This window comes from Kitasatospora sp. NPDC008115 (genome assembly GCF_042957205.1).
Taxonomy (GTDB): Bacteria; Actinomycetota; Actinomycetes; order Streptomycetales; family Streptomycetaceae; genus Kitasatospora.
In genome coordinates, this window is the sequence record NZ_JBIBHU010000033.1 from 65,404 (window position 1) to 86,249 (window position 20,846).

The following is a 20,846-nucleotide window of genomic DNA, read 5'->3' on the forward strand; positions in this document are numbered from 1 at the left end:
GCCGCCCGCGCGCCCCGCCGCTCCCCCCCCGGCGGGGCCCCGCCCCGGGTCGCGGGCCCCTTCCGCGGCCGAGGGCGGGCCCCCGGGGGGGGGCGGCCCCCCCCCGGGGGGGGCCCCGCCCCTCCTCGTCGCTGCCGGGTGGAACGTGGTTCTCGTTCGCCGCTACTTGGCGACCACGCCGGCGTCCGGGGCCAGGGTTCCCACCGAGACCAGGACGATGATCAGAATGCCCAGCGCGATGCGGTAGATCACGAACGGCATGAAACTGTTGTGCGAGATGTACTTCAGGAACCAGGAGATCGCCGCGTAGCCGACCACGAAGGCGATCACGGTGGCCAGGATGGTCGGGCCCCAGTCCGGCGCCGGCCCCTCGCCGATCTTGAACAGCTCCAGCACGCCGGAGGCCAGCACGGCCGGGATCGCCAGCAGGAACGAGTAGCGGGCCGCCGCCTCGCGGCTGTAGCCGAGCAGCAGGCCCGCGCTGATCGTGCCGCCGGAGCGGGACACGCCGGGGATGAGCGCGAGCGCCTGGGCCATGCCGTAGCCGGCCGCGTGCGGCAGGGTCAGCTCGGTGATCGGCTTGGCGTAGCGGACGGCCCGGGTGCGGTCGGCGACCGCCAGGATCACACCGAACAGGATCAGCGTGGTGCCGATGATCCGCAGGTCGCGCAGGTCGTGCTCGATGGTGTCCTGGAACAGCTTGCCCAGGATGCCGATCGGCAGGGTGCCCATGATCACGAACCAGCCCATCCGGGCGTCCTGGTGCGAGCGCAGCGCGGGCCGGAACAGCGAGAGCGTCCAGGTCTTCACGATCGAGGCGATGTCGCGCCGGAAGTAGATCAGCACCGCGGTCTCGGTGCCGAGCTGCGTCACCGCGGTGAACGCCGCACCCGGGTCCTGCCAGCCGAAGAGGGCGGGGAAGACCCGGAGGTGGGCGCTGGAGGAGATCGGCAGGAACTCGGTGAGCCCCTGGATCAGGCCGAGGACGGCCCCGTGGAACCATTCGATCACCGGACACCCGCCGGGGGTATCCGTCGCTCGATGCGCATGAAGCGTTCCTTGTTGGTCGGTGCGGGAACGGCCCTGCGAACCGGCCGGCGCGGTCCAGCGGCGCGGCCCGATGGCAGGCGAACCACCGGTCCCGCCCGGCGCTCGGGCCGCGCGGGCCCGGCGTCCGCCTGATGCTACGCCGTTCAGGTGACGGCCTGTCGCCCGCCCCCACTCTCGGCGGCCGTCCCCGCGGCCGGTGGACCCGCGCCGCTCAGGCGGTCGCCGGCCTGGCCCGGACCCAGACCCGGTCCTCGGTCAGATAGGCGTCGACGGCCAGCCCGGCCTCGGCGAGGGCCTGTTCGAACTCCGCCCGGCCCATCGGGCGGGACAGGAAGGTCTGGGTCCACCGCGCGTCCGGGAACTCGTACTCGACGTGCACCCGGTTGACGCCCTCGGCCACCGGTGTGGCCGACGCCACCCGCACCCGGCCGTCCGTCCCGAGCGGGCGCTCGCGCGGCACGTTCGTGTGCCAGTCCTCGCCCTCGCGCTGGATCAGCACGCAGCCGTCCGGGGCGACGTGCCGGCGGCAGGCGTCCAGCAGGCCCCGGCGGACGTCCAGGCTGCCGGCGTGCACCAGGAAGGAGGCGAGCAGGACGACGTCGAAGTGCTCGCCGAGGTCCAACCGCTCGATCGGGCTGCGCACGGTGCGCGCCCCGCGGACCTCGGCCAGCATCTCGGCGGACTCGTCCACCGCCGTCACCCGGAAGCCCAGGTCCACCAGCGAACGGGTCACCCGGCCCGCGCCGCAGCCCAGTTCGAGCAGGCTCGCGCCGGGCGGCACGGCGGCGGCGATCACCTCGGGCTCGTCGGTGACCGGCAGCCGCGCGTACATCGCGACCGCGCAGCCGTCCGGGGTGATCGGTCCCGGGCCGGTGCCCCGGTGGCCCTCGCGTCGTTCCTGGTGGGGTTCGTCAGTCATGCGGGCCATCCGAGCACGGTGGGCGCGGGGTGGGAAGAGGGCCCCGGAAGAAGGCTTGGCAGATACCCCAGGGGGGTATAAAGTCATTGACGAGCCGGGCAGCACGGCGAAGGATGCGAGCACGTGGAGGACGACATGGCACACCCCGCGCAGCACGACCACCAGCAGCACACCGGTCACGAGCACCACGGCCACCACGAACAGCACGCGCACGAGCAGCACGCGCACCACCGCCACGGCGGTGGGCCCGTGACCTGGGCCTCCGCGGCGCAGGCGACCCTGCACTGCCTCACCGGCTGTGCCATCGGCGAGATCCTCGGCATGGTGCTCGGCACCGCCTTCGGGCTGAGCAACGGCGCCACCGTGGTGCTCGCGGTGCTGCTGGCCTTCGTCTTCGGCTACGCGCTGACCATGCGCGGCGTGCTCAAGGCCGGCCTGGACGTCCGCACCGCCGTCAAGGTCGCGCTGGCCGCCGACACCGTCTCGATCATCGTCATGGAGATCATCGACAACGCCGCGATGATGACCCTGCCCGGCGCGATGGACGCCGGTCTCGCCGACCTCGTGTTCTGGGCGGCCCTGGCCGCCTCGCTGGCCCTGGCCTTCGTCGTGACCGTCCCGGTCAACAAGTGGATGATCGGCAAGGGCCGCGGTCACGCCGTGGTCCACGCCTACCACCAGCACTGACCGGTCCGCCCGCGCTGCCCGGACCGAACGCCGCGGCCCGCGCCGCCCCCTCCCGAGGGGGCCGGCGCGGGCCGCGGCGTTTCCGGTGTGCGCTCAGGCCTGCCGGTCGAGTTCCGCGAGGGTGGCGCGCAGCCAGTCCAGTTCGGCCGTGGTGGTCGCGCGGGCGATCAGCAGCATCCCGCGCCGGAACGGATCGGCCACCTCCTCGGCGCCCACCGGCCGGTCGCCGTCGTAGAAGAAGCTGGCCGGCTCGTCCAGGAAGGCGAGCCGGCGCCGGAGCACGGCGGCCTGGGCGGCCGGCTCGCCGTCGAGGTGGCGCAGGAAGGCGAGCACGGTGAACCAGCGGTTCTCGTCGCTGACGTCCAGCTCGTCCGGGGTGCGCAGCCGCTCCAGCAGGGCGGCCCGGCCGGCGTCGGTCAGCCGCAGGGTGTGCCGGGGCGCGGCGGCGGCGCCCGGCTCGGTGGCGCGCACCAGCAGGCCGTCGGCCTCCAGCCGCTTGATCGCCGGGTAGAGCGTGCCGTCGCTGAGCGGCCGCACATGGCCGGTGAGCGCGGCGAGGTGGCGCCGCAGTTCATAGCCGTGCAGGGGCCGGTCGTGGAGGAACCCGAGGATCGCGAGCTTCAGCATGGGGCCACTCTTCCAGATCCGGCGGGAGATATCTCGGTATTGCTATACCTCGGCGCCGAGGTATTGTCTCCCCGGCGCTCCGGGAACGGCCCGGCGCGCCGTCCAGACGACCGCAGGAGGAGCACGACCGTGCGCGATGCCACCGTCACCCCGAACGGCGACCGGATCCGCTGGGTGGAGATCCCCGGCCGGGAGCCCGTCCGCCTCTATCTGCACGGCCTCGGCTCCAGTTCGCCCGTCTACTACGCCGAGGCCGCCGCCCACCCGCTGCTCACCGGGCACCGATCGCTCCTGCTGGACCTGCTCGGCTTCGGCATCAGCGACCGGCCTGCCGACTTCCCCTACACCCTGGAGGCGCACGCCGACGCCGTCGCCGCGGCCGTCCGCGCGGCCGGCGCCGAGCGGGTGGAGGTGATCGGCCACAGCCTGGGCGGCGCGGTCGCGATCGCGCTGGCCCACCGGCACCCCGGGCTGGTCGCCGGACTGGTGCTGGTCGACGCCGTCATCGACCCGGTCGCCCCGGCCCCGGGCCCGGGTGCCAGTGGCATCGCGAGCTTCACCGAGGAGGAGTTCCTGGCCGGCGGCCGGGAGCAGGTGGAGGAGTGGGCGGGCCCGTTCTGGTGGGCCACCATGCGGCTGGCCGGCCCCGAGGCGCTCCACCGCAGCGCCGTCCACCGCTGCCGGGCGACCGTGCCGGCCCTGCGCGAGCAGCTGTACGGCCTGGATGTGCCGCGCACCTTCCTCTTCCCCGAGATCGACGGCGAGCTGCCCGGGGCGGACCGCCTGCGGGCGGCGGGCGTGGAGCTGGAGGCGGTGCCGGGCTGCGGGCACAACATCATGATCGACAACCCGGAGGGCTTCGCGAAGGCCGTCGCCGCCGCGCTGGCGTAGGGTCGGCCCGTGTCCGCCGTGCAGATCCAGGTCCCCGAGGCGCTGACCGCCTCCCTCGTCGAATTCCTCGGGGCGGACGGGCGTGCCTGGGCCCGTCGACTGCCCGCGCTCGCCGAGGAGTTGGCGCAGCGCTGGGACCTGCGGCCGGACGGCGCCCCCGCGCACGGCGTGGTCGGCCTGGTGCTGCCCGTCCGGCGGGCCGACGGCACCGGCGCCGCGCTCAAACTCCAGCCCGTGGACGAGGAGACGGCCGGCGAGCCGCTCGCCCTGCGCGCCTGGGGCGGCCGGGGCGCCGTGCGGCTGCTCGACCACGACCCGGCCACCGGCTCGATGCTGCTGGAACGCCTCGACCCCGCGCGATCCCTGCTCACCGTCCCCGACGATCTGGCGGCCGCCGGTGCCATCGCCGGACTGCTCGGCGAGTTGACGTCATGTCAGGCACCGGTCGGCGTGCGGACCTTGGCGGAGGTCGCGGACGCGATGCTCGCGGACGTCCCGCAGGCGTGCGGCGAACTGGCGGGGGAGGGCGACCGCCGGCTGCTCGCCGACCTCGCGGCCGCCCTGCGCGAGGTCCGGCCCGAACCGGGCGACCGGCTGCTCCACTGGGACCTGCACTACGGCAATGTGCTCGCCCCGTCCGGCCCCGACGCCCGCGCCCCCTGGCTCGCCATCGACCCCAAGCCCCTGGCCGGCGACCCTGGGTTCGAACTCCTCCCCGCCCTGCGCAACCGCTGGTCCGACCTCCTCGCCACCGGCGACCTCCCGCGCGCCCTGCGCCGCCGCTTCGACCTGATGGCCGACCGCCTCGCCCTGGACCGCGACCGCGCCGTCCGCTGGACCCTCGCCCGCGTGCTGCAGAACGTCCTGTGGGACGTGGAGGACGGTGGGCGGGTCATCGACGACGGCCAACGGGCCGTCGCCGCGGTCCTGTTGGGGCGGTAGTGCGGGCCCCGGTCAGCCCGGCCGGCCCTACTCGCGGCGCCCGCCGCCGGCCGGGCGGCCGGGGAGGACGGCGAAGCGCACCGGGGTGCCCGGGCGGGCCTGGGCCGCGGCGGCGAGATCGGCGGGCGGCACCACGCCGACCACCGGGTAGCCGCCGGTCGTCGGGTGGTCGGCCAGGAAGACCACCGGCAGCCCGTCCGGGGGGACCTGCACCGCCCCCAACACCATGCCTTCGCTGGGCAGTTCCTCCTCCCGGGCACGGTCGAGCGGCGGGCCCTCGGTGCGCAGCGCGATCCGGTTGCTGGCGGCGGCGACCCGGTAGGGCGCACGGGCGAGCCGGGCCGCGGCGTCCGGGGTGAACCAGTCGGCGCGCGGGCCGAGCCGCAGCCGCAGCACCAGTTCGGTGGGGGGAGCGGGCAGCGGCACCAGTTCCGGTGCCGGCCCGAGCGGTGGTCGCGGGCCGACCGGCAGGCGGTCGCCGTCGGCCAGCGGGGCCGGGCCGAGCCCGGAGAGCAGATCGGCCGAACGGCTGCCGAGCACCGGAGGAACGGCGATTCCGCCCGCCGCCGCCAGGTAGGCGCGGACCCCGGCGGTCGCCGGACCGACGTCCAGCACCGCCCCGGCCGGGACCAGCACCGGCGCCCCCCACGCGGCGGGCCGCCCGTCCACCCGCACCGGCGACGGCGCCCCGGTCACCGCCACCACCAGCGGCCGCAGCGCGCGTACCGCGATCCCGCCCAACGTGGTCTCGACGGCCGCGGCGCCGGGCTCGTTGCCCACCAGTCGGTTCGCCGCCCGCAACGCCGGCTCGTCCAACGCCCCGGCCCGCGGCACCCCGAGATGCGCGACCCCGGCCCGTCCGAGGTCCTGCACGGTGCTCAGGGGGCCGGAGCGCACCACGGTCAACGCGTCCGTCATGTCGTCCCCTCAGTCACCGGTGGCCGCAGCGCCCGCACTGTGATCCCGCCCAACGTGGTGTCGGCTGTGGCCGTCCCGGCCCGTCCGAGATCCCGCACGGTAGGCGGGGGCCCCGGTCGCACCGCGATCATCGCGTTCGTCACGTCGCTCCTCCGGCCACTGGCGGCGGCAGGGCGTCCACCGCGGTCCCGCCCAGTGCGGCGTCGACCTTCGCACCGCCGCTCGTCCGGGGCGCCGGCTCGCCCGGTGCTTGGCCGCGTACCGCGATCACCGCGCGCGTCACCCTCGCCCCTCGCCCGGATTCTGCGCGCCTGGAACGGGCTGAAGCGTTCCGCGGCCCCGGCCTGCCTGCCGCGCCCCGGCGAGGCCGACCGGCGCCTTGCCAGGGCGTTGCGGTGGACCGGGAGCCCGCCTGCCGGCTGCGCCGGGCCGGGAAGGCGGAGGGCCGGTGGCGTCCGGGTGGCTGTTGTGCCGGTCCGGCGGCCCGCCCGGGTGCTCGGCGGTCGGCGGGTCGGCCGGGGCATCCGGTGTCGCCCCGGGGTGGAGCGCTCGGCGGACGTCGACCCGTGCCGCTCCCCGCCCGCGCTCGGCCCCGTGCGCAGGTGGGGGCCGGGCGGCGGTTCCCGGTCCGGGGCGCGATCGCGGCGGCTGCCGCCGCGCCGTCCGGACCGAGGTGTCCCGGCTGCGCGAAGGCCGCCGCCTGGCGGGCCCGCCTGCCGCACCCGTGGCCGGGCCCCGCTGATGCCTCGCCGTCCGTGCCTGCGGAGACCGCCGCGCGGCCGCGCCGCGCGTGGGGGCGTACCGCCGGGGCCCGGCCCGCCGCGCCCGTCACCTCGTGCCCTCCCGGGTGAAACGGACGCGGGTGCCCGGGGTGAGGAGGGCGGGTGGGGTGCGGGTGGGGTTCCAGAGGGGGAGGGCGGTGTGGCCGAGGAGTTGCCACCCGCCGGGGGAGGGGTGGGGGTAGACGCCGGTGTAGGGGCCGGCCAGGGCGACCGAGCCGGCCGGGACGCTGCTGCGCGGGGTGGCGCGGCGCGGGACCTCGTACCGTTCGGGCAGGCCGGTCAGGTACCCGAAGCCGGGGGCGAAGCCGCAGAACGCCACCACGTACTCGGGTTCCGTGTGGATCTGCACGGCCGCTTCGGGGGAGACGCCCCAGAGGCGGGCGACCTCCCGGAGGTCCGCGCCGTCGTAGACGGTCGGCACCTCGACGAGCGGGCCGGTGGCGGTGGCCGCCGGGTCGGGGCGGGCCGTTCGCAGGACGCGGGTGAGCGCGCCGACGTCCGCCACGCCGTCCAGCAGGACGGTGCGGGCGGCGGGCACGATCTCCCCGACCGGCGGCAGCCCGCCCGCCGCCTGGCGCTCCCGCAGCCAGCCGTAGAGCGCGGTGACCTCGGCCGTGTCCGTGAGCTCCACCAGCAGCGCCCGCTCGCCCACCGGCCGGAACACCGCCGGGGGGCCGGTCATGTGAACGCCTCCACCCGGACGCCCGCCGAGGCGAGCGCGCCGCGGATCCGCCAGGCGAGCTGGGCGGCGCCGGGGGTGTCGCCGTGGACGCAGAGCGAGCGGGCCTGGACGGCGATCGGCTCGCCGCCGACGGCCTCCACGGAGCCGTCGCGGGCGATGCCGACCGCGCGGGTGATGACCTTCCCGGGGTCGTGGATCACGGCGTCGGGCTCGCGGCGCGGGACGAGGGTGCCGGCCCAGGTGTAGGCGCGGTCGGCGAACGCCTCGGTGACCACCGGCAGGCCGACGCCCTCGGCGACCGTCAGCAGCCGGGAGCCCGGCAGGCCGAGCACCGGCAGCGGGCCGTCGCTGACCGCGCCGGACCGCAGGATCCCGGCGACCACCGCCTCCGCCTGTTCGCCGTCGGCGACCACCCGGTTGTAGAGCGCGCCGTGCGGCTTGACGTAGGAGACCCGGGAGCCGGCGGCGCGGGCGAAGACCTGGAGGGCGCCGATCTGGTAGGCGATCTCGTCGGCGAGTTCGTCGGGCGGCACGTCCATCGCCCGGCGGCCGAATCCGGCGAGGTCCCGGTAGGAGACCTGGGCGCCGATCCGTACGCCGCGCTCGGCGGCCAGCGCGCAGACCCGGCGCATGGTGGAGGGGTCCCCGGCGTGGAAGCCGCAGGCGACGTTGGCGCTGGTGACGACGGAGAGCAGGGCCTCGTCGTCGGTCAGCGTCCAGCGTCCGAACCCCTCACCGAGGTCCGCATTGAGATCGATCACCGCATCGGCCACGCCGGTCCGCCTTCCAGCAGCTGTTGAGCCAGATGGTAGGGCCTGCGCCGGGGCTCGCCTCGCGCCGCTGGTCCGTACGGCTGTGCCCGGCCGGACCCCGGCGCGGTCAGCCGGCCGCGGCGGTCGGAGGGTGCCCGGCCGCGTCGGCCCGCCCGGCGGCCTCGGCCCGTCCGGCCGCGTCCGCCCGCTCGACCAGCGGCCGCAGCGCGCGCAGCACGACGAGCAGCGGGACGACGCCCACCACACCGAACGACATGTCGACAAACCGCCAGTAGAGCGGGATCCCCCGGAGCGGCCCGCAAATCAGCGCGAGCGGGATGATCCCGGCGCAGGCGAGCACCGCCCAGCGGATCACCCAGACGTTGCGCACCGGGTCCTTGATCGGCCCCCAGAACGCCGCCGCGATCACCAGGTGGGCGAAGGCGAGCCAGTCGGTGCCGTAGGCGAGGAAGGGGTAGCGGGCGTTGGTCTCGGCGATGCCGTCACGGGTCCGTTCGATCCACTCCAGCAGCGCGGGGAAGCGGTCGGTCACCGGGGCGCCGGGGCCGGCGGCCAGCTCGGCGAGCCAGCGGGTCTCGCTCTCCAGCGGGAAGGCCGTCAGTCCGCTCAGCGCCAGGCACACCACGAAGAGCCACAGCCAGTGCCGGACCCGCCGCAGGGCTGCCCGTTCGCCGTCGGTCGCGTCGTTCATCTGCGTCCACCCCCAGGCCGGGGGCATGTCGAGGACATGCCGAATATGCAGGTCGGGCTGCTCCCGCCTGCTCGGCACCGACTCTAGACCGATGAATTGAACGCGTTCAATACCGCCCCCGGAACTCTCCGGCGACCGCCCCCGGCCCCGCCCGCGCGCCTGTCCGGAAGGTCCGTTTCGGTCGATGTCGGCCCCTGCCTCTAGTCTTGTCCCCCGTGACCGTCATCGCCGACCAGCCCACCGAGCACGGCCCCCGGCCGCCCGCCGGGTCCGCCGTCGCCGCCGCGCGGCCCGCGCCGGGCCCCGCCGCCGACGAGGGCCTCGCCCGCCGGCTCAAGGCGCTGGCCTGCACCGCCCCGCTGCACGACCTGGACAACCGCAAGGTGATGCTGGCCGGCGAGTACGGCGGCTACGCGATGGCCGAGGTCGGCCTCGCCGCGATCGACCTGGTCACCCTCAACATGGACTTCGACACCGGCGCCGACCGCGAGACGGTGCTCGCCCGGCTGCTGCCCCGGGTCGCCGCGCAGGCGCCCGGCCGCTCCACCGCCGAGCACCAGCGGGTCGGCCGCTGGGTGCTGGAGTCGCTGATCAACGTCGGCAGCGTCGACCGGGGCTTCCGCGCCGTCTACGGCACCTTCGGCGCCGACGGCGCGTACGTCCGCCGCGACTACGACTTCAAGCTGATCGAGGAGGTCCCGGGCCCCGACGGCGGCGTCTACCTGCGCACCACCGACGAGGCGGTCAACGTCCTGGTCGGCGCCCTGGACACCGACGTCACCTCCGCCCAGATCGCCGCCGAGGTCAAGCTGGAGGTGCTGATCCGGCGCGGCCGCCTGGCCGACGCCCAGCTCGCCGCCGAGCAGGCCCGCTACCGCACCGTCCAGTACGCCGAGACGCTGCGCCGCGCCCTGGAGGCCACCCGCCGCAACGTCCGCGCCGTCGACTGGATGCGGGCGATCCCGGACCTCATCGACGAGGCGCTCGACCACATCGCCGACCGCTACCGGCACGAGAACGCGATCCTCACCAACATCCGCAAGGCCCGCGACGAGGCGGAGGAGCCCGAGCACAAGCGCCGCGCCGCCGAGCTGGTCGACATCGTCAAGGACTGCATCCGCCGCCACACCCAGCTCCAGACCCGGCTCCTGGAGGCCGGCCCGCTGTTCCGCGCCGAGCAGGACCGGCAGGCCTTCGCCACCCCCGGCGCCCGCAGCGGCATCGACCTCTACGGCCAGCTGCTCGCCCCGGTGCTGCGGCTGCCGATAGCGCAGGCCGTCCACCCCACCGGCGCGTTCTTCGCCCGCGGCACCGGCCTGCGCACCCCCGTCTCGGTGCGCGTCGCCGACCTGGTCGACCTGCTGCTCACCCCGCCGGTCGAGCGCGAGCACCTCGGCGCCGAGCTGCCCGACCCGGACCTCGTCGCCACCCCGGACGACAGCCGGTTCTCCGAGGCCCAGCTGGAGGCCGCCCTCGACCTGCTCGACCTGCCCGCCGACGCGCCCCGCCGGCTCTCCGGACTGCTCGCCGAGGCCCGCGCGCAGGACCCGGAGCTCCCGTACCTGGTCGCCCTGCTCGCCGTGCACGCGGCCAGCCCGCCGGTCGGCACCGCCTACCGGCAGGGCGAGGAACGGCTGCTCTTCGCCGTCGACGACGGCACCCCGCTGCGCGACCGGGAGTTCGGCGGCGCCGACCTCATCGTCGGCAGCGCCCTGCTCGACGCCGCCGGCATGGCCGCCGACCGCAAGGACGCCGGCTGACCCCCGGCCGGAGCGGCCGACCGGCCGACCACCCGACCCGCACCCCACCCGCACCCCCGCACCGCCCCGAGGAGCACCGCCCGTGACGACCCACCACGACACGTCCTGGGCGCCCGAGACCGAACCGGCCGCCCCCGCGCCGATCACCCCGGCCGACGTCGCCGACGCCGCCCGCCTGGTCTCCTTCGGCCTCCAGGCCAAGCTGCTCCCCGCCCGCGACGCCGAGTACGCCGAACTCGTCCGCCGCCACCGCGAGGACCCGCCGTTCGCCCGCCTCGCCGACGCCGTCGCCACCGGCATGGGCCTGGTCGTGCTGGAGGTCTCCCCGCGCGCCGGCATGGCCGTCGCCGCCGCCGAGGACTCCGTCTTCGCCGTCCGGATGGGCGACTACTCGCGCCGCGCCGCCTCCGAGTCCACCGACCGCTTCCTGCACGGCCTCGCCCACCTGGCCGTCGCCGCGATGGCCTTCCCCCGCCCCGAGGACCTCGCCGACGACGGCTACCTCGGCCGGATCACCGTCAACGGCATCGACTCGTTCGTCCGCCAGGCCTGCCGCCGCCTGGAGGAGCAGGCCGCCGCCGACGGCGACAACACCGACCCGCAGAGCGACGCCCCCGGCCTGGAGGCCGCCTGGCGGGTCTGGGCCCGGCGCACCGCCACCGGCGCCACCAAGGACGCCCGCCGGCTCTCCGGCTCCACCATCGGCATCGTCGCCAAGGCCGTGCTGTTCCTGGTCGACTCCGGCTTCCTGCAGAAGGTCTCGGACGACGCCGGCGGCACCTACCGCACCACCGCCCGCTACCAGCTCCAGGTCCGCGACCTGGCCGGCACCGCCGCCATGGCCGAACTGCTCGACCTCGGCGTCGTCCCGGTCTCCGACGGAACCGCCTCCCTGCTGCCCCCCGACACCGGGGACGACCTGGTCGCCGACGCCGGCCTGCCGTTCCACTCCCTCTAGCCCCGGGCCGCACGAGAACCCCGGGCCGCACCGAACCCCGCCGGCACCCCCGCGCCCCCGCCGGCACCCGCCGTACCCTCCGACCCACCCGCCTCCTGGAGAACCGCCGCACATGTACGAGCTCAACCGGGTCCGCCTCTACTCGATCGGACCGGCCGGCGCCCGTTACGCCGACACGGTGCTCGACCTGCGCGGCGTCGGCGAGCCCGTCGCCGACCCGGTGCCCCGGCAGATCGGCCTGTTCGGCGAGGAGGCCGACGGCCCGGTCCGCCGCCCCGCCCCGGCCGGCGTGCTCTTCCTGGAGAACGGCGGCGGCAAGTCCGTCCTGCTCAAGCTGATCTTCTCGGTCATGCTCCCCGGCCACCGCAACACCCTGGGCGGCGCCAGCTCCGGCGTGCTGCGCAAGTTCCTGCTCGCCGACGACTGCGGCCACGTCGCCCTGGAGTGGCAGCACACCGTCACCGGCGAGCCGATCGTGGTCGGCAAGGTCAGCGAGTGGCGCGGTCGCCAGGTCTCCTCCGACCCGCGCAAGTTCGCCGAGACCTGGTACTCCTTCCGCCCCGGCCCCGGCCTCACCCTGGACTCCCTCCCGGTCGCCGAGCGGGTCAGCCTGGCCGGCGACCAGAAGGCCCGCGGCCGCCGCCGCACCATGAAGGGCTTCCGCGACGCCCTCACCGAGGCCGGCAAGGCCCACCCCCACCTCGACCTGGTCTTCGAGGACGGCCACGACCGCTGGACCGAACACCTCGGCGAACTCGGCCTCGACCCCGAACTCTTCCGCTACCAGCGCGAGATGAACGCCGACGAGGGCGAGGCGGCCGGCCTCTTCGCGGTCAAGCAGGACAAGGACTTCACCGACCTGCTGCTGCGCGCCGTCACCGACACCCGGGACACCGACGGCCTCGCCGACCTCGTCCACGGCTTCGCCGCCAAGCTCGGCCTGCGCTCCGAACTCACCGCCGAACGCGACTTCACCGCCGGCTCGCTGGAACTGCTGGAGCGGATCGCCGAGGCCACCACCGCCCGCGAGACCGTCCGCGAGGCCCACCGCACCGCCGAACGCCGCGCCCGCCGGCTCGCCCACGCCCTCGCCTCCCGCGCCGCCGCCGAACGCGACCGCGCCGAGGACCTCGCCGTCGAGGTCGCCGCCGCCGCGAGCGCCGTCACCGCCGCCGAGGGCGACCGCACCCGGCACACCCTGATCGCCGCCGAACTCACCCACCGGCACGCCTCGCTGGCCCTGGCCGCCGCCACCACCGAGGCCGCCGCCCTGCGCCGCGAACTCACCGACGCCCGCACCCTGCACTCCGCCTGGCAGGCCGCCGAGGCCGTGCTGCGCCACCGCGCCGCCGCCGACCGGGTCGGCCGGGTCGCCGCCGCGATCCGCGAGGCCGAGCTGGACGCCGCCCCCGCGCTCGCCGCCCGCGCCCGCGCCGCCACCGCCCTGGCCCGCGCCCTGGAGGGCGCCGCCGCGGCCGCCGAGGAGCGGGCCGACACCGAGGAGCAGCGCGCCGCCGAACTCCAGGCCGACGGCTCCAAGGCCCAGAGCGACGCCACCGAGGCCGCCACCGCCGCCCAGAAGGCCCGCAGCGAGGCCGAGCACCTGCGCCAGCGCCTCGCCGAGGTCGAGCAGGAGACCGCCGCCGCCGTCGAGGCCGGCTTCATCGACACCGACGGCGACGTCGACCCGGCCCGCGCCGCCCTGCACGCCGCCGACGTCGAGAAGGCCGCCGCCGCGGCCCTCGCCCAGGCCCGCACCACCGCCGAGGCCGCCGCCGGCCGGCTGCGCGAGTCCGCCGCCGCCACCGGCCGCGCCGAACTCGCCGCCGCCCGCGCCACCGACGCCCGCAAGGCCGCCGCCCGGGCGCTCGCCACCGAGCAGCGCACCGCCGCCCTGCTCGCCACCGAGTCCCGGCTCGCCGACCTGCTCTCGCTCACCCCCGCCCCCACCGACTGGAGCGAGGACGGGTCCGGCGCCGAGGAGGACGCCGGCTTCCTCACCCCCGCCGTCCTCGACCGCAACGCCGAGTACCTGCGCGAACTCCTCGACGAGGCCATCGCCACCGCCGAACGCACCCTGTTCGACCTGCGCACCGCCGCCGCCGACGACTCCCGGATCCTCGCCGCGCTCGGCGACGGCGGCCTGCTGCCGCCCGGCCCGGACGTCCTGGCCACCGTCGAGTACCTCGCCGAGCACGGCATCCCCGCCCTGCCCGGCTGGCGCTACCTCGCCCAGTCCGTCGACCCGGCCGACCACGAGGCGATCCTCGCCGCCCGCCCCGAACTTGTCGACGGCGTCGTGGTCACCGACCCCACCTCGCTCGACCGGGCCCGCGAGGCGCTGCGCGCCGCCGCCCTGCTGCCCCGCTCCACCGTCGCCGTCGGCGCCGCCGCCTCGCTGATCGCCCCGATCACCGACGAGCCGGCGTTCTTCCTGGTGCCGCCGAACCCGGCCATGCACGACGAGTCCGCCGCCGACGACGAGCGCCGCGAACTGCGCGCCCGCGCCACCGCCCGCGAGGAGCACATCCGCGAACTCGCCGCCCGCCTCGGCGGCGACCGCGCGCTCGCCGCCCGCCTCGCCTCCTGGCACGCCAGCTGCCCGCCCGGCACCCTCGCCGAACTCGCCGCCGCCGCCGAGACCGCCCGCGAGCACGCCGAGCAGGCCGCCGCCGCCCTGGCCACCCTGCGCGCCGAGCACGACGAGGCCGAGACCGACCACGCCGCCGCGGCCTCCGCCCACGAGGAGCACCGGGAGAGCGCCCAGCGCGCCCGCCGCCGCGCCGACGCCCTCTCCGGCCTTGCCTTCCGGCTGCGCGAGCGCGCCAACTGGAGCCGCCGCCAGCGCGAACTCGCCGAGGACGCCGCCGAGTGCGACCGCCGCCAGGCCGTCTGCGCCGAACGCGCCCGCACCTGCGACGAGGACCGCCGCGCCGCCCAGCGCGCCGCCGACGACGCCCGCCGCACCGCCCGCACCCTGCGCGCCGAGCGCGCCGAGATCTCCGCCGCCGAGCAGTCCGACGAGCCGGCCGAGGCCGCCCCCGCCGCGCTGCCCGCCCTGCGCGAGGCCTACCGCTCCGCCTCCCAGCTCTACGAGAAGGTCGGCGTCGGCGCCGACCTGCGCGCCGAACAGGCCCGCGCCGAGGGCGACGAGGCCGCCGCCGTGACCGAACTCGACCGCCTCACCAACAAGGTCCGCGTCCGCGCCGAGGAACTGCTCAACAGCCCCGACGGCGCCGACGGCCCGGCCCGCCAGGCCGCCGCCGCCCGCGCCGAGGAACTCGTCGCCACCATCGAGGCCCGCGCCGCCGCCGCCAGCGAGCAGCTCGGCCGGCTGCGCGGCGAGGCCGAACGCTCCGCCCCCGCCGACGGCGACGCCCACACCGAGCTGCCCGAGGACCTCGTCCCCACCGACCCCGAGCACGCCCAGACCCTGCTGCGCAGCGCCACCAGCCGGCTCGCCGAACGCCGCGAGGCCGTCGACGCCGCCCGCACCGCGCACGCCGACCTCCAGCGCACCTTCGACGCCGCCCAGGCCGCCGCCGCCGACTTCGACGAGCACGCCGGCCAGCTCCGCGACGGCCTGCGCGAGCACCAGGACGACTCCGAGACCCTGGTCGAGCCGTACCTCGGCGCCCTCGCCGAGGCCCGCACCGCCGCCGCCGAGGCCCGCCGCGCCCTGCGCACCGCCGCCGGCGAGCTGTCCTCCGCCGAACTCGCCGTCCGCGACGCCTCGGACGCGCTGGTCCGGCACGCCAACGCGGCCCGCTACGAGGCCGTCCGCACCCCGGCCCGCCAGCAGATCCGCGAACTGCCCGCCTCCGCGCTGCCCGACCACGCCGCCAACTGGGCCGCCGCCTTCGCGCCCCGGCTGCGCGTGCTCACCGACGAACTCGCCCAGCTGGAACGCAACCGCGGCTCGATCGTCGACCGCCTGCGCGGCCTGGTGGAGTCCTCGCTGACCACCCTGCGCGCCGCCCAGCGCCTCTCCCGGCTGCCCGAGGGCCTGGGGGAGTGGTCCGGTCAGGAGTTCCTGCGGATCCGCTTCGAGGACCCGGACCACGCGACCCTGGTGGAGCGCCTCGGCGAGGTCATCGACGAGGCCACCCGCGCTGCCGTCCGCAAGAACAGCGACCTGCGCCGCGACGGCATGTCGCTGCTGCTGCGCGGCGTCGCCGCCGCGATCGGCCCCAAGGGCGTGGCCGTCGAGATCCTCAAGCCGGACGCGGTGCTGCGCGCCGAGCGGGTGAGCGTCGGCCAGATGTCCGACGTGTTCTCCGGCGGCCAGCTGCTCACCGCGGCCATCGCGCTGTACTGCACGATGGCCGCGCTGCGCGCCAACGACCGCGGCCAGTCCCAGCTGCGGCACGCGGGCACGCTGTTCCTGGACAACCCGATCGGCCGCGCCAACGCCACCTACCTGCTGGAGCTCCAGCGCGCGGTGGCCGACGCCCTCGGCGTCCAGCTGATCTACACCACCGGCCTGTTCGACACCACCGCGCTCGCCGAGTTCCCGCTGGTCATCCGGCTGCGCAACGACGCCGACCTGCGGGCCGGCCTCAAGTACATCTCGGTGGAGGAGCACCTGCGCCCGGGCCTGCCCGCGGCGCCGGACCCGGACGGCCCGGCCATCCACGGCGAGATCACCGCCACCCGGATGTTCAAGCGCCCGGCGGAGGTTCCCGCCCAGTCGTGACCCTCGTACCGTGGGGCCCATGCTGACGATCGCTCACTTCAGTGACATCCACCTCGGCCAGGACCACCACGGGGACGCGGGGGAGCGCGCCCGGCGGCGGGCCGAGCAGGTGGTGGCGTACCTCGACGCCCTGCCCGGCCCGCTGGACGCGGTGCTGGTCACCGGTGACCTCGCCGACCACGGCCTGGCCGCCGAGTACCGGGAGGTCACCGAGGTGCTGGCCTCCCGGCACCCGGTGCTGCTCTGCCCCGGCAACCACGACGTGCGCGGGCCGTACCGGGAGGTGCTGCTCGGCCGGGCGCCGTCCGGCGGCCCGGTCAACCGGCTGCACGCGCTGCCCGGTGCCGACGTGCTGATGCTCGACTCCTCGATACCCGGGCGGGACGACGGCCTGCTCGACGAGGAGACCCTCGGCTGGCTGGACCGCACGCTCGCCGGCGGAGCGGCGGAGCGCCCCGCGCTGGTGGCCTTCCACCACCCGCCGGTCACCCTGCACCTGCCGTACGTGGACCCGATCCGCCAGTTCGGCGAGGAGCGGCTGGCCGGGGTGCTGGAGCGCCACCCCCGGGTGCGGGCGCTGCTCTGCGGTCACGCGCACACCGGGGCGGCCACCCTGTTCGCGGGGCGGCCGCTGCTGGTCGCGCCGGGCGTGGTCTCCACGGTCACGCTGCCGTTCGAGGGCGTGCCGGAGATCAGCTTCGAGCAGCCGCCGGTGCTCGCCTTCCATCTGCTGGACGACGAGGGCCGGTTGACCACCCACTACCGGGTGGTCAGCCCCGCCTGACGCGGCGCCGGGCCGCCCGGGTACGGCGGCCCGGCCGGCGGCTGATAGGGCTGCTGGTACGGCGGCTGCGGCGGGCGCGGGCGCTGCGGGTACTGGGGTTGCCGGTGCTGGGGCTGCTGGTGCTGGGGCTGCTGGTACGCCGGGCGCTGCTGCTGCGGACGTTGCTGCTGTTGCTGCGCGCGGCCCGCCGAAGCGCGGCTGCCGGCCATCGGCGAGGCGGAGTTGGGCGCGCGCATCCGCTGCGCGGCGACCTGGCGGGAGATCAGGATCTCCAGCAGGCACCACATCGTGCCGAACACCCCCACCCCCATCGCCATCAGCGCCGGTGTCATCAGCCAGCTGTCGGCGTACGAGGACAGTGTCGCCACCACGATGCCCACCAGGGTGAAGGACAGGCAGAGCACCGCTCGGACGACGGCCCTGCGGACCTCGTCGGGAAGACGGCGGCGACGGCGGGCGGTTGGCATCGGGCGACCCCCAGGCGCGGACGGGTGGCGGACACGAGCGCGGCGGGCGCCGATTCTACGCCCCCCGCGCTCCACTCTGCCCTGTCGTACCCGGACTATGCGCGCGAATCCCCCGAACCGACACCAAATCGTGTGATCCGGCCCGGAACATACCGAACGCCCTGCCGAACGTCCCGCCGGTTCAGCCGAGTTGCTCGTTCAGCTCGGCCAGCGCGCCCTCGACGATGGTCCGCATCGCCTGCTCGGCCCGCCCGGCGTCCCCCGCGCAGACCGCCTCGGCGACCTCGCGGTGCAGCCGGATCGCGTACGGCTCCGGCTGATGGGGCATCAGATGGTACTCGGTCCGGCCGGTCAGCACCGCACCGACGGTCTCCCCGAGGTGCGCGAACATCTCGTTGCCCGAGGCGCGCAGCACGGTGGCGTGGAAGTCGATGTCGTGCCGCAGGAAGGCGGCCAGGTCGGCGGCGCGCGCGGTCATCGTCAACTCGACCGCCAGCGCGCCGAGCCGGCGCCGCTCGTCGTCGGTGGCGTGCCGGGCGGCGAGCGCGGCGGCGGCCGGTTCCACGGCGAGCCGCAGCGAGCCGAGCGAGCGCAGCTGGGCGGGCCGGTCGGCGCCGGCCAGCCGCCAGCGGATCACCATCGGGTCGAAGACGTCCCATCCGGACTTGGGCTGCACCGTGATGCCGACCCGGCGGCGGGAGGCCACCAGGTGCATGCCCTCCAGGACGCGGACCGCCTCGCGGACCACCGTCCGGGAGACCCCGAACCGCTCCTCCAGTTCCTCGGCGCGCAGCACCGTGCCCTCGGGAAGCTCCCCGGACGCGATGGCCGGCCCCAGTTCCGCGAGCAGTCGGCCGGGCAGCCCCTGGATCTCCATCCCGCCAGCCTAGACCTCCGCCGCCCGCCCGGTGCCGCCGCCCCCGACGCCGGACCGGCGTCCGCGTCGAGTTCCACATCGAGTTCCACGCCGGGGCCCACATCGGTGGGCATCAGCATCCGCATCGGGGATGCAAAAGTATGACGATTTGGTTTCCGCTACTTGAATACGTCATATCTTTGAGGCGATAGTGGCGGCCAGGCAACGAAGGAGCACCACCCATGGCTCTCAGCGTCGAGAACCACGACACCCCGGGCGCGCCCCTCACCATCGTGGTGATGGGCGTCTCCGGTGTCGGCAAGACCACCCTGGCCCGCCTGCTGGCCGACCGGCTCGGCCTCCCGTTCGCGGAGGCGGACGACTTCCACCCGCCGGCCAACATCGCCAAGATGTCGGCCGGCGTCCCGCTGGACGACCAGGACCGCGAACCCTGGCTGCGCGCGATCGGCGCCTGGCTGGCGGAGCGCACCGAGGCCGGCACCGGAGGCGTGGTCACCTGCTCGGCGCTCAAGCACGGCTACCGCGACCTGCTGCGCGAGGCCTGCCCGGACGCCTGGTTCCTGCACCTGAGCGGCCGGACCGAGCTGGTCGAGGACCGGCTCGCCCACCGCACCGGCCACTTCATGCCGCCGTCGCTGCTCGGCTCCCAGTACGCCGCCCTGGAACCCCTCGGCCCGGACGAGCGCGGCGCCGTCCTGGATGTCGGGCCGACCCCCGAAGAACTCGTCGAGAAGGCCGCCGCCCTGCTGCGGCCCGTCAATGGAGACCTCGCGTGACCCCGTCCCCCACCCTCGCGGTGCTCGCGGCCGCCCCACCGGCCCTCCCGCACACCGGCAGCGACACCCAGCTGCTGATCGCGGTCCTGCTCAGCATCGGCGCCATCGTGCTGCTGATCACCAGGCTGAAGCTGCACCCGTTCCTGGCCCTGACCCTCGGCTCGGGCCTGCTGGCCGCCGTCGCGGGCGCGCCGTTCGACAAGCTGCTCACCAGCTTCTCCAGCGGCTTCGGCTCCACTGTCGCGGGCGTCGGCCTGCTGATCGGCCTGGGCGCGATGCTCGGCAAGCTGCTCGCCGACTCCGGCGGCGCCAACATCATCGCGGACACCGTGCTCTCCCGCTCCGGCCCCAGGGCGCTGCCCTGGGCGATGGCGCTGATCGCCGCCGTGCTCGGCCTGCCGCTGTTCTTCGAGGTCGGCGTGGTGCTGCTGATCCCGATCGTGCTGCTGGTGGCCCGTCGCGGCAACGTCCCGCCGATGCGGATCGGCATCCCGGCGCTGGCCGGCCTCTCCGTGCTGCACGGCCTGGTGCCCCCGCACCCGGGCCCGCTGGTCGCCGTCGACGCGCTGGAGGCGGACCTCGGCATCACCCTGGCGCTCGGCCTGCTGATCGCCGTCCCGACGCTGATCGTCGCCGGTCCGCTGTTCGCCCGCTTCGCCGAGCGCTGGGTTGGCCCGCTGGAGGTCCCGCAGGCCGCCACCCCGGTGGAGACCGCCAAGCGCGAGCACACCCCGTCCTTCGGGGCCGTGCTGGTCACCATCCTGCTGCCGGTCATCCTGATGCTGGGCAAGGCGCTGGCGGACGTCGTCATCGACGACCCCAAGGCGATGCCGCAGCGGGTCTTCGACTTCATCGGCTCCCCGCTGATCGCCCTGCTCGCCGCGACCCTGCTGGGCATGGTCACCCTGGGCAAGGCGGCCGGCTTCGACAAGGCCCGGATCTCCGACACCGTCGGCAAGTCGCTCGGCCCGATCGCCGGCATCGTCTTCATCGTCGGCGCGGGCGGCGGCTTCAAGCAGACCCTGATCGACGTGGGCGTCGGCAACGCGGTCAGCGAGTGGTCGTCCAAGTGGCACATCTCGGCGCTGCTGCTCGGCTGGCTGATCGCGGTCCTGATCCGGCTCGCCACCGGCTCGGCGACGGTCGCCACCATCACCGCGGCCGGCATCGTCGCCCCGCTGGCGGCGGACATGTCCTCCACCCACGCGGCCCTGCTGGTGCTGGCCGTCGGTGCCGGCTCGCTGTTCCTGTCGCACGTCAACGACGCCGGCTTCTGGCTGGTGAAGGAGTACTTCGGGATGAGCGTCGGCCAGACGCTGAAGTCCTGGTCGGTGATGGAGACGGTGATCTCGGTGGTCGCGATCGCCCTGATCCTGCCGCTCAGCCTGGTGATCTAGGCCGTCCGAAGGCCTGTCGGCGAACGGGCGGGCGCTCCCTCGGGGAGCGCCCGCCCGTTCGCCGTTCCCCGGCGCGGCCGGACCGGCCCGGATCCGCCGGTGGACACGCCGGCGGGCGGGCACCCCCAGCCCTGGGGTGCCCGCCCGCCGATTCGGTGCGCGCCTACCG

18 protein-coding genes are annotated in these 20,846 nt (G+C 75.8%); 9 read left to right on the forward strand and 9 right to left on the reverse strand.

From position 1 onward, the window contains the following. Positions 1–162: 162 nt before the first annotated feature. Positions 163–1,008 (reverse strand): undecaprenyl-diphosphate phosphatase, encoded by an 846-nt coding sequence (locus tag ACFZBX_RS32015; RefSeq protein WP_391537328.1) that lies wholly within the window; start codon positions 1,006–1,008, stop codon positions 163–165. A 253-nt stretch (positions 1,009–1,261) separates the two neighbouring features. Then, entirely contained in the window at positions 1,262–1,969 is a 708-nt protein-coding gene (locus ACFZBX_RS32020) for a class I SAM-dependent methyltransferase (protein WP_391537300.1), read from the reverse strand. A 135-nt stretch (positions 1,970–2,104) separates the two neighbouring features. Between ACFZBX_RS32020 and ACFZBX_RS32025 the strand changes: the two genes are divergently transcribed. Then, entirely contained in the window at positions 2,105–2,656 is a 552-nt protein-coding gene (locus tag ACFZBX_RS32025) for a DUF4396 domain-containing protein (protein ID WP_391537301.1), read from the forward strand. A 93-nt stretch (positions 2,657–2,749) separates the two neighbouring features. On the opposite strand, the gene ACFZBX_RS32030 is transcribed toward ACFZBX_RS32025, so the two are convergent. Then, positions 2,750–3,283, reverse strand: coding sequence for a PadR family transcriptional regulator (locus ACFZBX_RS32030; protein ID WP_391537302.1), 534 nt, complete (start codon positions 3,281–3,283; stop codon positions 2,750–2,752). 129 nt (positions 3,284–3,412) lie between these two features. Between ACFZBX_RS32030 and ACFZBX_RS32035 the strand changes: the two genes are divergently transcribed. Continuing rightward, positions 3,413–4,174, forward strand: a complete 762-nt coding sequence (locus tag ACFZBX_RS32035) for an alpha/beta fold hydrolase (RefSeq protein WP_391537303.1) — start codon at positions 3,413–3,415, stop codon at positions 4,172–4,174. A gap of 9 nt (positions 4,175–4,183) precedes the next feature. Continuing rightward, positions 4,184–5,116 (forward strand): aminoglycoside phosphotransferase family protein, encoded by a 933-nt coding sequence (locus ACFZBX_RS32040; RefSeq protein ID WP_391537304.1) that lies wholly within the window; start codon positions 4,184–4,186, stop codon positions 5,114–5,116. 27 nt (positions 5,117–5,143) lie between these two features. On the opposite strand, the gene ACFZBX_RS32045 is transcribed toward ACFZBX_RS32040, so the two are convergent. The 4 genes from ACFZBX_RS32045 to ACFZBX_RS32060 form a co-directional block, all read right to left on the reverse strand. Beyond that, positions 5,144–6,034, reverse strand: a complete 891-nt coding sequence (locus tag ACFZBX_RS32045) for a biotin-dependent carboxyltransferase family protein (protein ID WP_391537305.1) — start codon at positions 6,032–6,034, stop codon at positions 5,144–5,146. Between the two features lie 828 nt (positions 6,035–6,862). Then, positions 6,863–7,498 carry a 5-oxoprolinase subunit PxpB gene (gene pxpB, locus ACFZBX_RS32050; protein WP_391537306.1) on the reverse strand — a complete coding sequence of 212 codons (636 nt, stop codon included), beginning with the start codon at positions 7,496–7,498 and terminating at the stop codon, positions 6,863–6,865. Next, positions 7,495–8,271 (reverse strand): LamB/YcsF family protein, encoded by a 777-nt coding sequence (locus ACFZBX_RS32055; RefSeq protein ID WP_391537307.1) that lies wholly within the window; start codon positions 8,269–8,271, stop codon positions 7,495–7,497. The genes pxpB and ACFZBX_RS32055 overlap by 4 nt, the downstream gene beginning before the upstream one ends. Positions 8,272–8,377: 106 nt before the next feature. Further along, the gene (locus ACFZBX_RS32060) at positions 8,378–8,962 is read right to left on the reverse strand and encodes a hypothetical protein (RefSeq protein ID WP_391537308.1); all 585 of its coding nucleotides are present in this window, start codon (positions 8,960–8,962) and stop codon (positions 8,378–8,380) included. Positions 8,963–9,186: 224 nt separating this feature from the next. Here ACFZBX_RS32060 and ACFZBX_RS32065 point away from each other — a divergent pair, with 224 nt between their 5' ends. From ACFZBX_RS32065 to ACFZBX_RS32080, 4 genes are all read left to right on the forward strand, one after another. Beyond that, on the forward strand, positions 9,187–10,722 hold the full coding sequence (locus ACFZBX_RS32065) for a hypothetical protein (protein ID WP_391537329.1): 1,536 nt from the start codon (positions 9,187–9,189) through the stop codon (positions 10,720–10,722). 82 nt (positions 10,723–10,804) lie between these two features. Next, positions 10,805–11,680, forward strand: coding sequence for a hypothetical protein (locus tag ACFZBX_RS32070; protein ID WP_350555372.1), 876 nt, complete (start codon positions 10,805–10,807; stop codon positions 11,678–11,680). A gap of 112 nt (positions 11,681–11,792) precedes the next feature. Then, complete coding sequence (locus tag ACFZBX_RS32075) at positions 11,793–16,376, forward strand: hypothetical protein (RefSeq protein WP_391537309.1); 4,584 nt, start codon at positions 11,793–11,795, stop codon at positions 16,374–16,376. Between the two features lie 19 nt (positions 16,377–16,395). Beyond that, entirely contained in the window at positions 16,396–17,160 is a 765-nt protein-coding gene (locus ACFZBX_RS32080) for a metallophosphoesterase (RefSeq protein ID WP_391537310.1), read from the forward strand. Here the strand turns inward: ACFZBX_RS32080 and ACFZBX_RS32085 are convergent. Together ACFZBX_RS32085 and ACFZBX_RS32090 are read right to left on the reverse strand one after the other, a co-directional pair. Next, positions 17,136–17,627 carry a hypothetical protein gene (locus ACFZBX_RS32085; RefSeq protein WP_391537311.1) on the reverse strand — a complete coding sequence of 164 codons (492 nt, stop codon included), beginning with the start codon at positions 17,625–17,627 and terminating at the stop codon, positions 17,136–17,138. The genes ACFZBX_RS32080 and ACFZBX_RS32085 overlap by 25 nt on opposite strands. Positions 17,628–17,808: 181 nt before the next feature. Then, positions 17,809–18,504: a FadR/GntR family transcriptional regulator gene (locus ACFZBX_RS32090; RefSeq protein WP_391537312.1), complete on the reverse strand. Its 696-nt coding sequence runs from the start codon at positions 18,502–18,504 to the stop codon at positions 17,809–17,811. A 221-nt stretch (positions 18,505–18,725) separates the two neighbouring features. On the opposite strand from ACFZBX_RS32090, the gene ACFZBX_RS32095 reads away from it, so the two are divergent. Then, the gene (locus ACFZBX_RS32095; protein WP_391537313.1) at positions 18,726–19,280 is read left to right on the forward strand and encodes a gluconokinase; all 555 of its coding nucleotides are present in this window, start codon (positions 18,726–18,728) and stop codon (positions 19,278–19,280) included. Beyond that, the gene (locus tag ACFZBX_RS32100; RefSeq protein ID WP_391537314.1) at positions 19,277–20,677 is read left to right on the forward strand and encodes a gluconate:H+ symporter; all 1,401 of its coding nucleotides are present in this window, start codon (positions 19,277–19,279) and stop codon (positions 20,675–20,677) included. The genes ACFZBX_RS32095 and ACFZBX_RS32100 overlap by 4 nt, the downstream gene beginning before the upstream one ends. Positions 20,678–20,846: the final 169 nt, after the last annotated feature.

Excerpts from the sequence above, each read along its gene's own strand:
- ACFZBX_RS32020 (WP_391537300.1), bottom strand. The coding sequence starts at position 1,969 with ATGACTGACGAACCCCACCAGGAACGACGCGAGGGCCACCGGGGCACC.
- ACFZBX_RS32025 (WP_391537301.1), top strand. The coding sequence starts at position 2,105 with ATGGCACACCCCGCGCAGCACGACCACCAGCAGCACACCGGTCACGAG.
- ACFZBX_RS32030 (WP_391537302.1), bottom strand. The coding sequence starts at position 3,283 with ATGCTGAAGCTCGCGATCCTCGGGTTCCTCCACGACCGGCCCCTGCAC.
- ACFZBX_RS32045 (WP_391537305.1), bottom strand. The coding sequence starts at position 6,034 with ATGACGGACGCGTTGACCGTGGTGCGCTCCGGCCCCCTGAGCACCGTG.
- pxpB (WP_391537306.1), bottom strand. The coding sequence starts at position 7,498 with ATGACCGGCCCCCCGGCGGTGTTCCGGCCGGTGGGCGAGCGGGCGCTG.
- ACFZBX_RS32060 (WP_391537308.1), bottom strand. The coding sequence starts at position 8,962 with ATGAACGACGCGACCGACGGCGAACGGGCAGCCCTGCGGCGGGTCCGG.
- ACFZBX_RS32075 (WP_391537309.1), top strand. The coding sequence starts at position 11,793 with ATGTACGAGCTCAACCGGGTCCGCCTCTACTCGATCGGACCGGCCGGC.
- ACFZBX_RS32080 (WP_391537310.1), top strand. The coding sequence starts at position 16,396 with ATGCTGACGATCGCTCACTTCAGTGACATCCACCTCGGCCAGGACCAC.
- ACFZBX_RS32085 (WP_391537311.1), bottom strand. The coding sequence starts at position 17,627 with ATGCCAACCGCCCGCCGTCGCCGCCGTCTTCCCGACGAGGTCCGCAGG.
- ACFZBX_RS32090 (WP_391537312.1), bottom strand. The coding sequence starts at position 18,504 with ATGGAGATCCAGGGGCTGCCCGGCCGACTGCTCGCGGAACTGGGGCCG.
- ACFZBX_RS32095 (WP_391537313.1), top strand. The coding sequence starts at position 18,726 with ATGGCTCTCAGCGTCGAGAACCACGACACCCCGGGCGCGCCCCTCACC.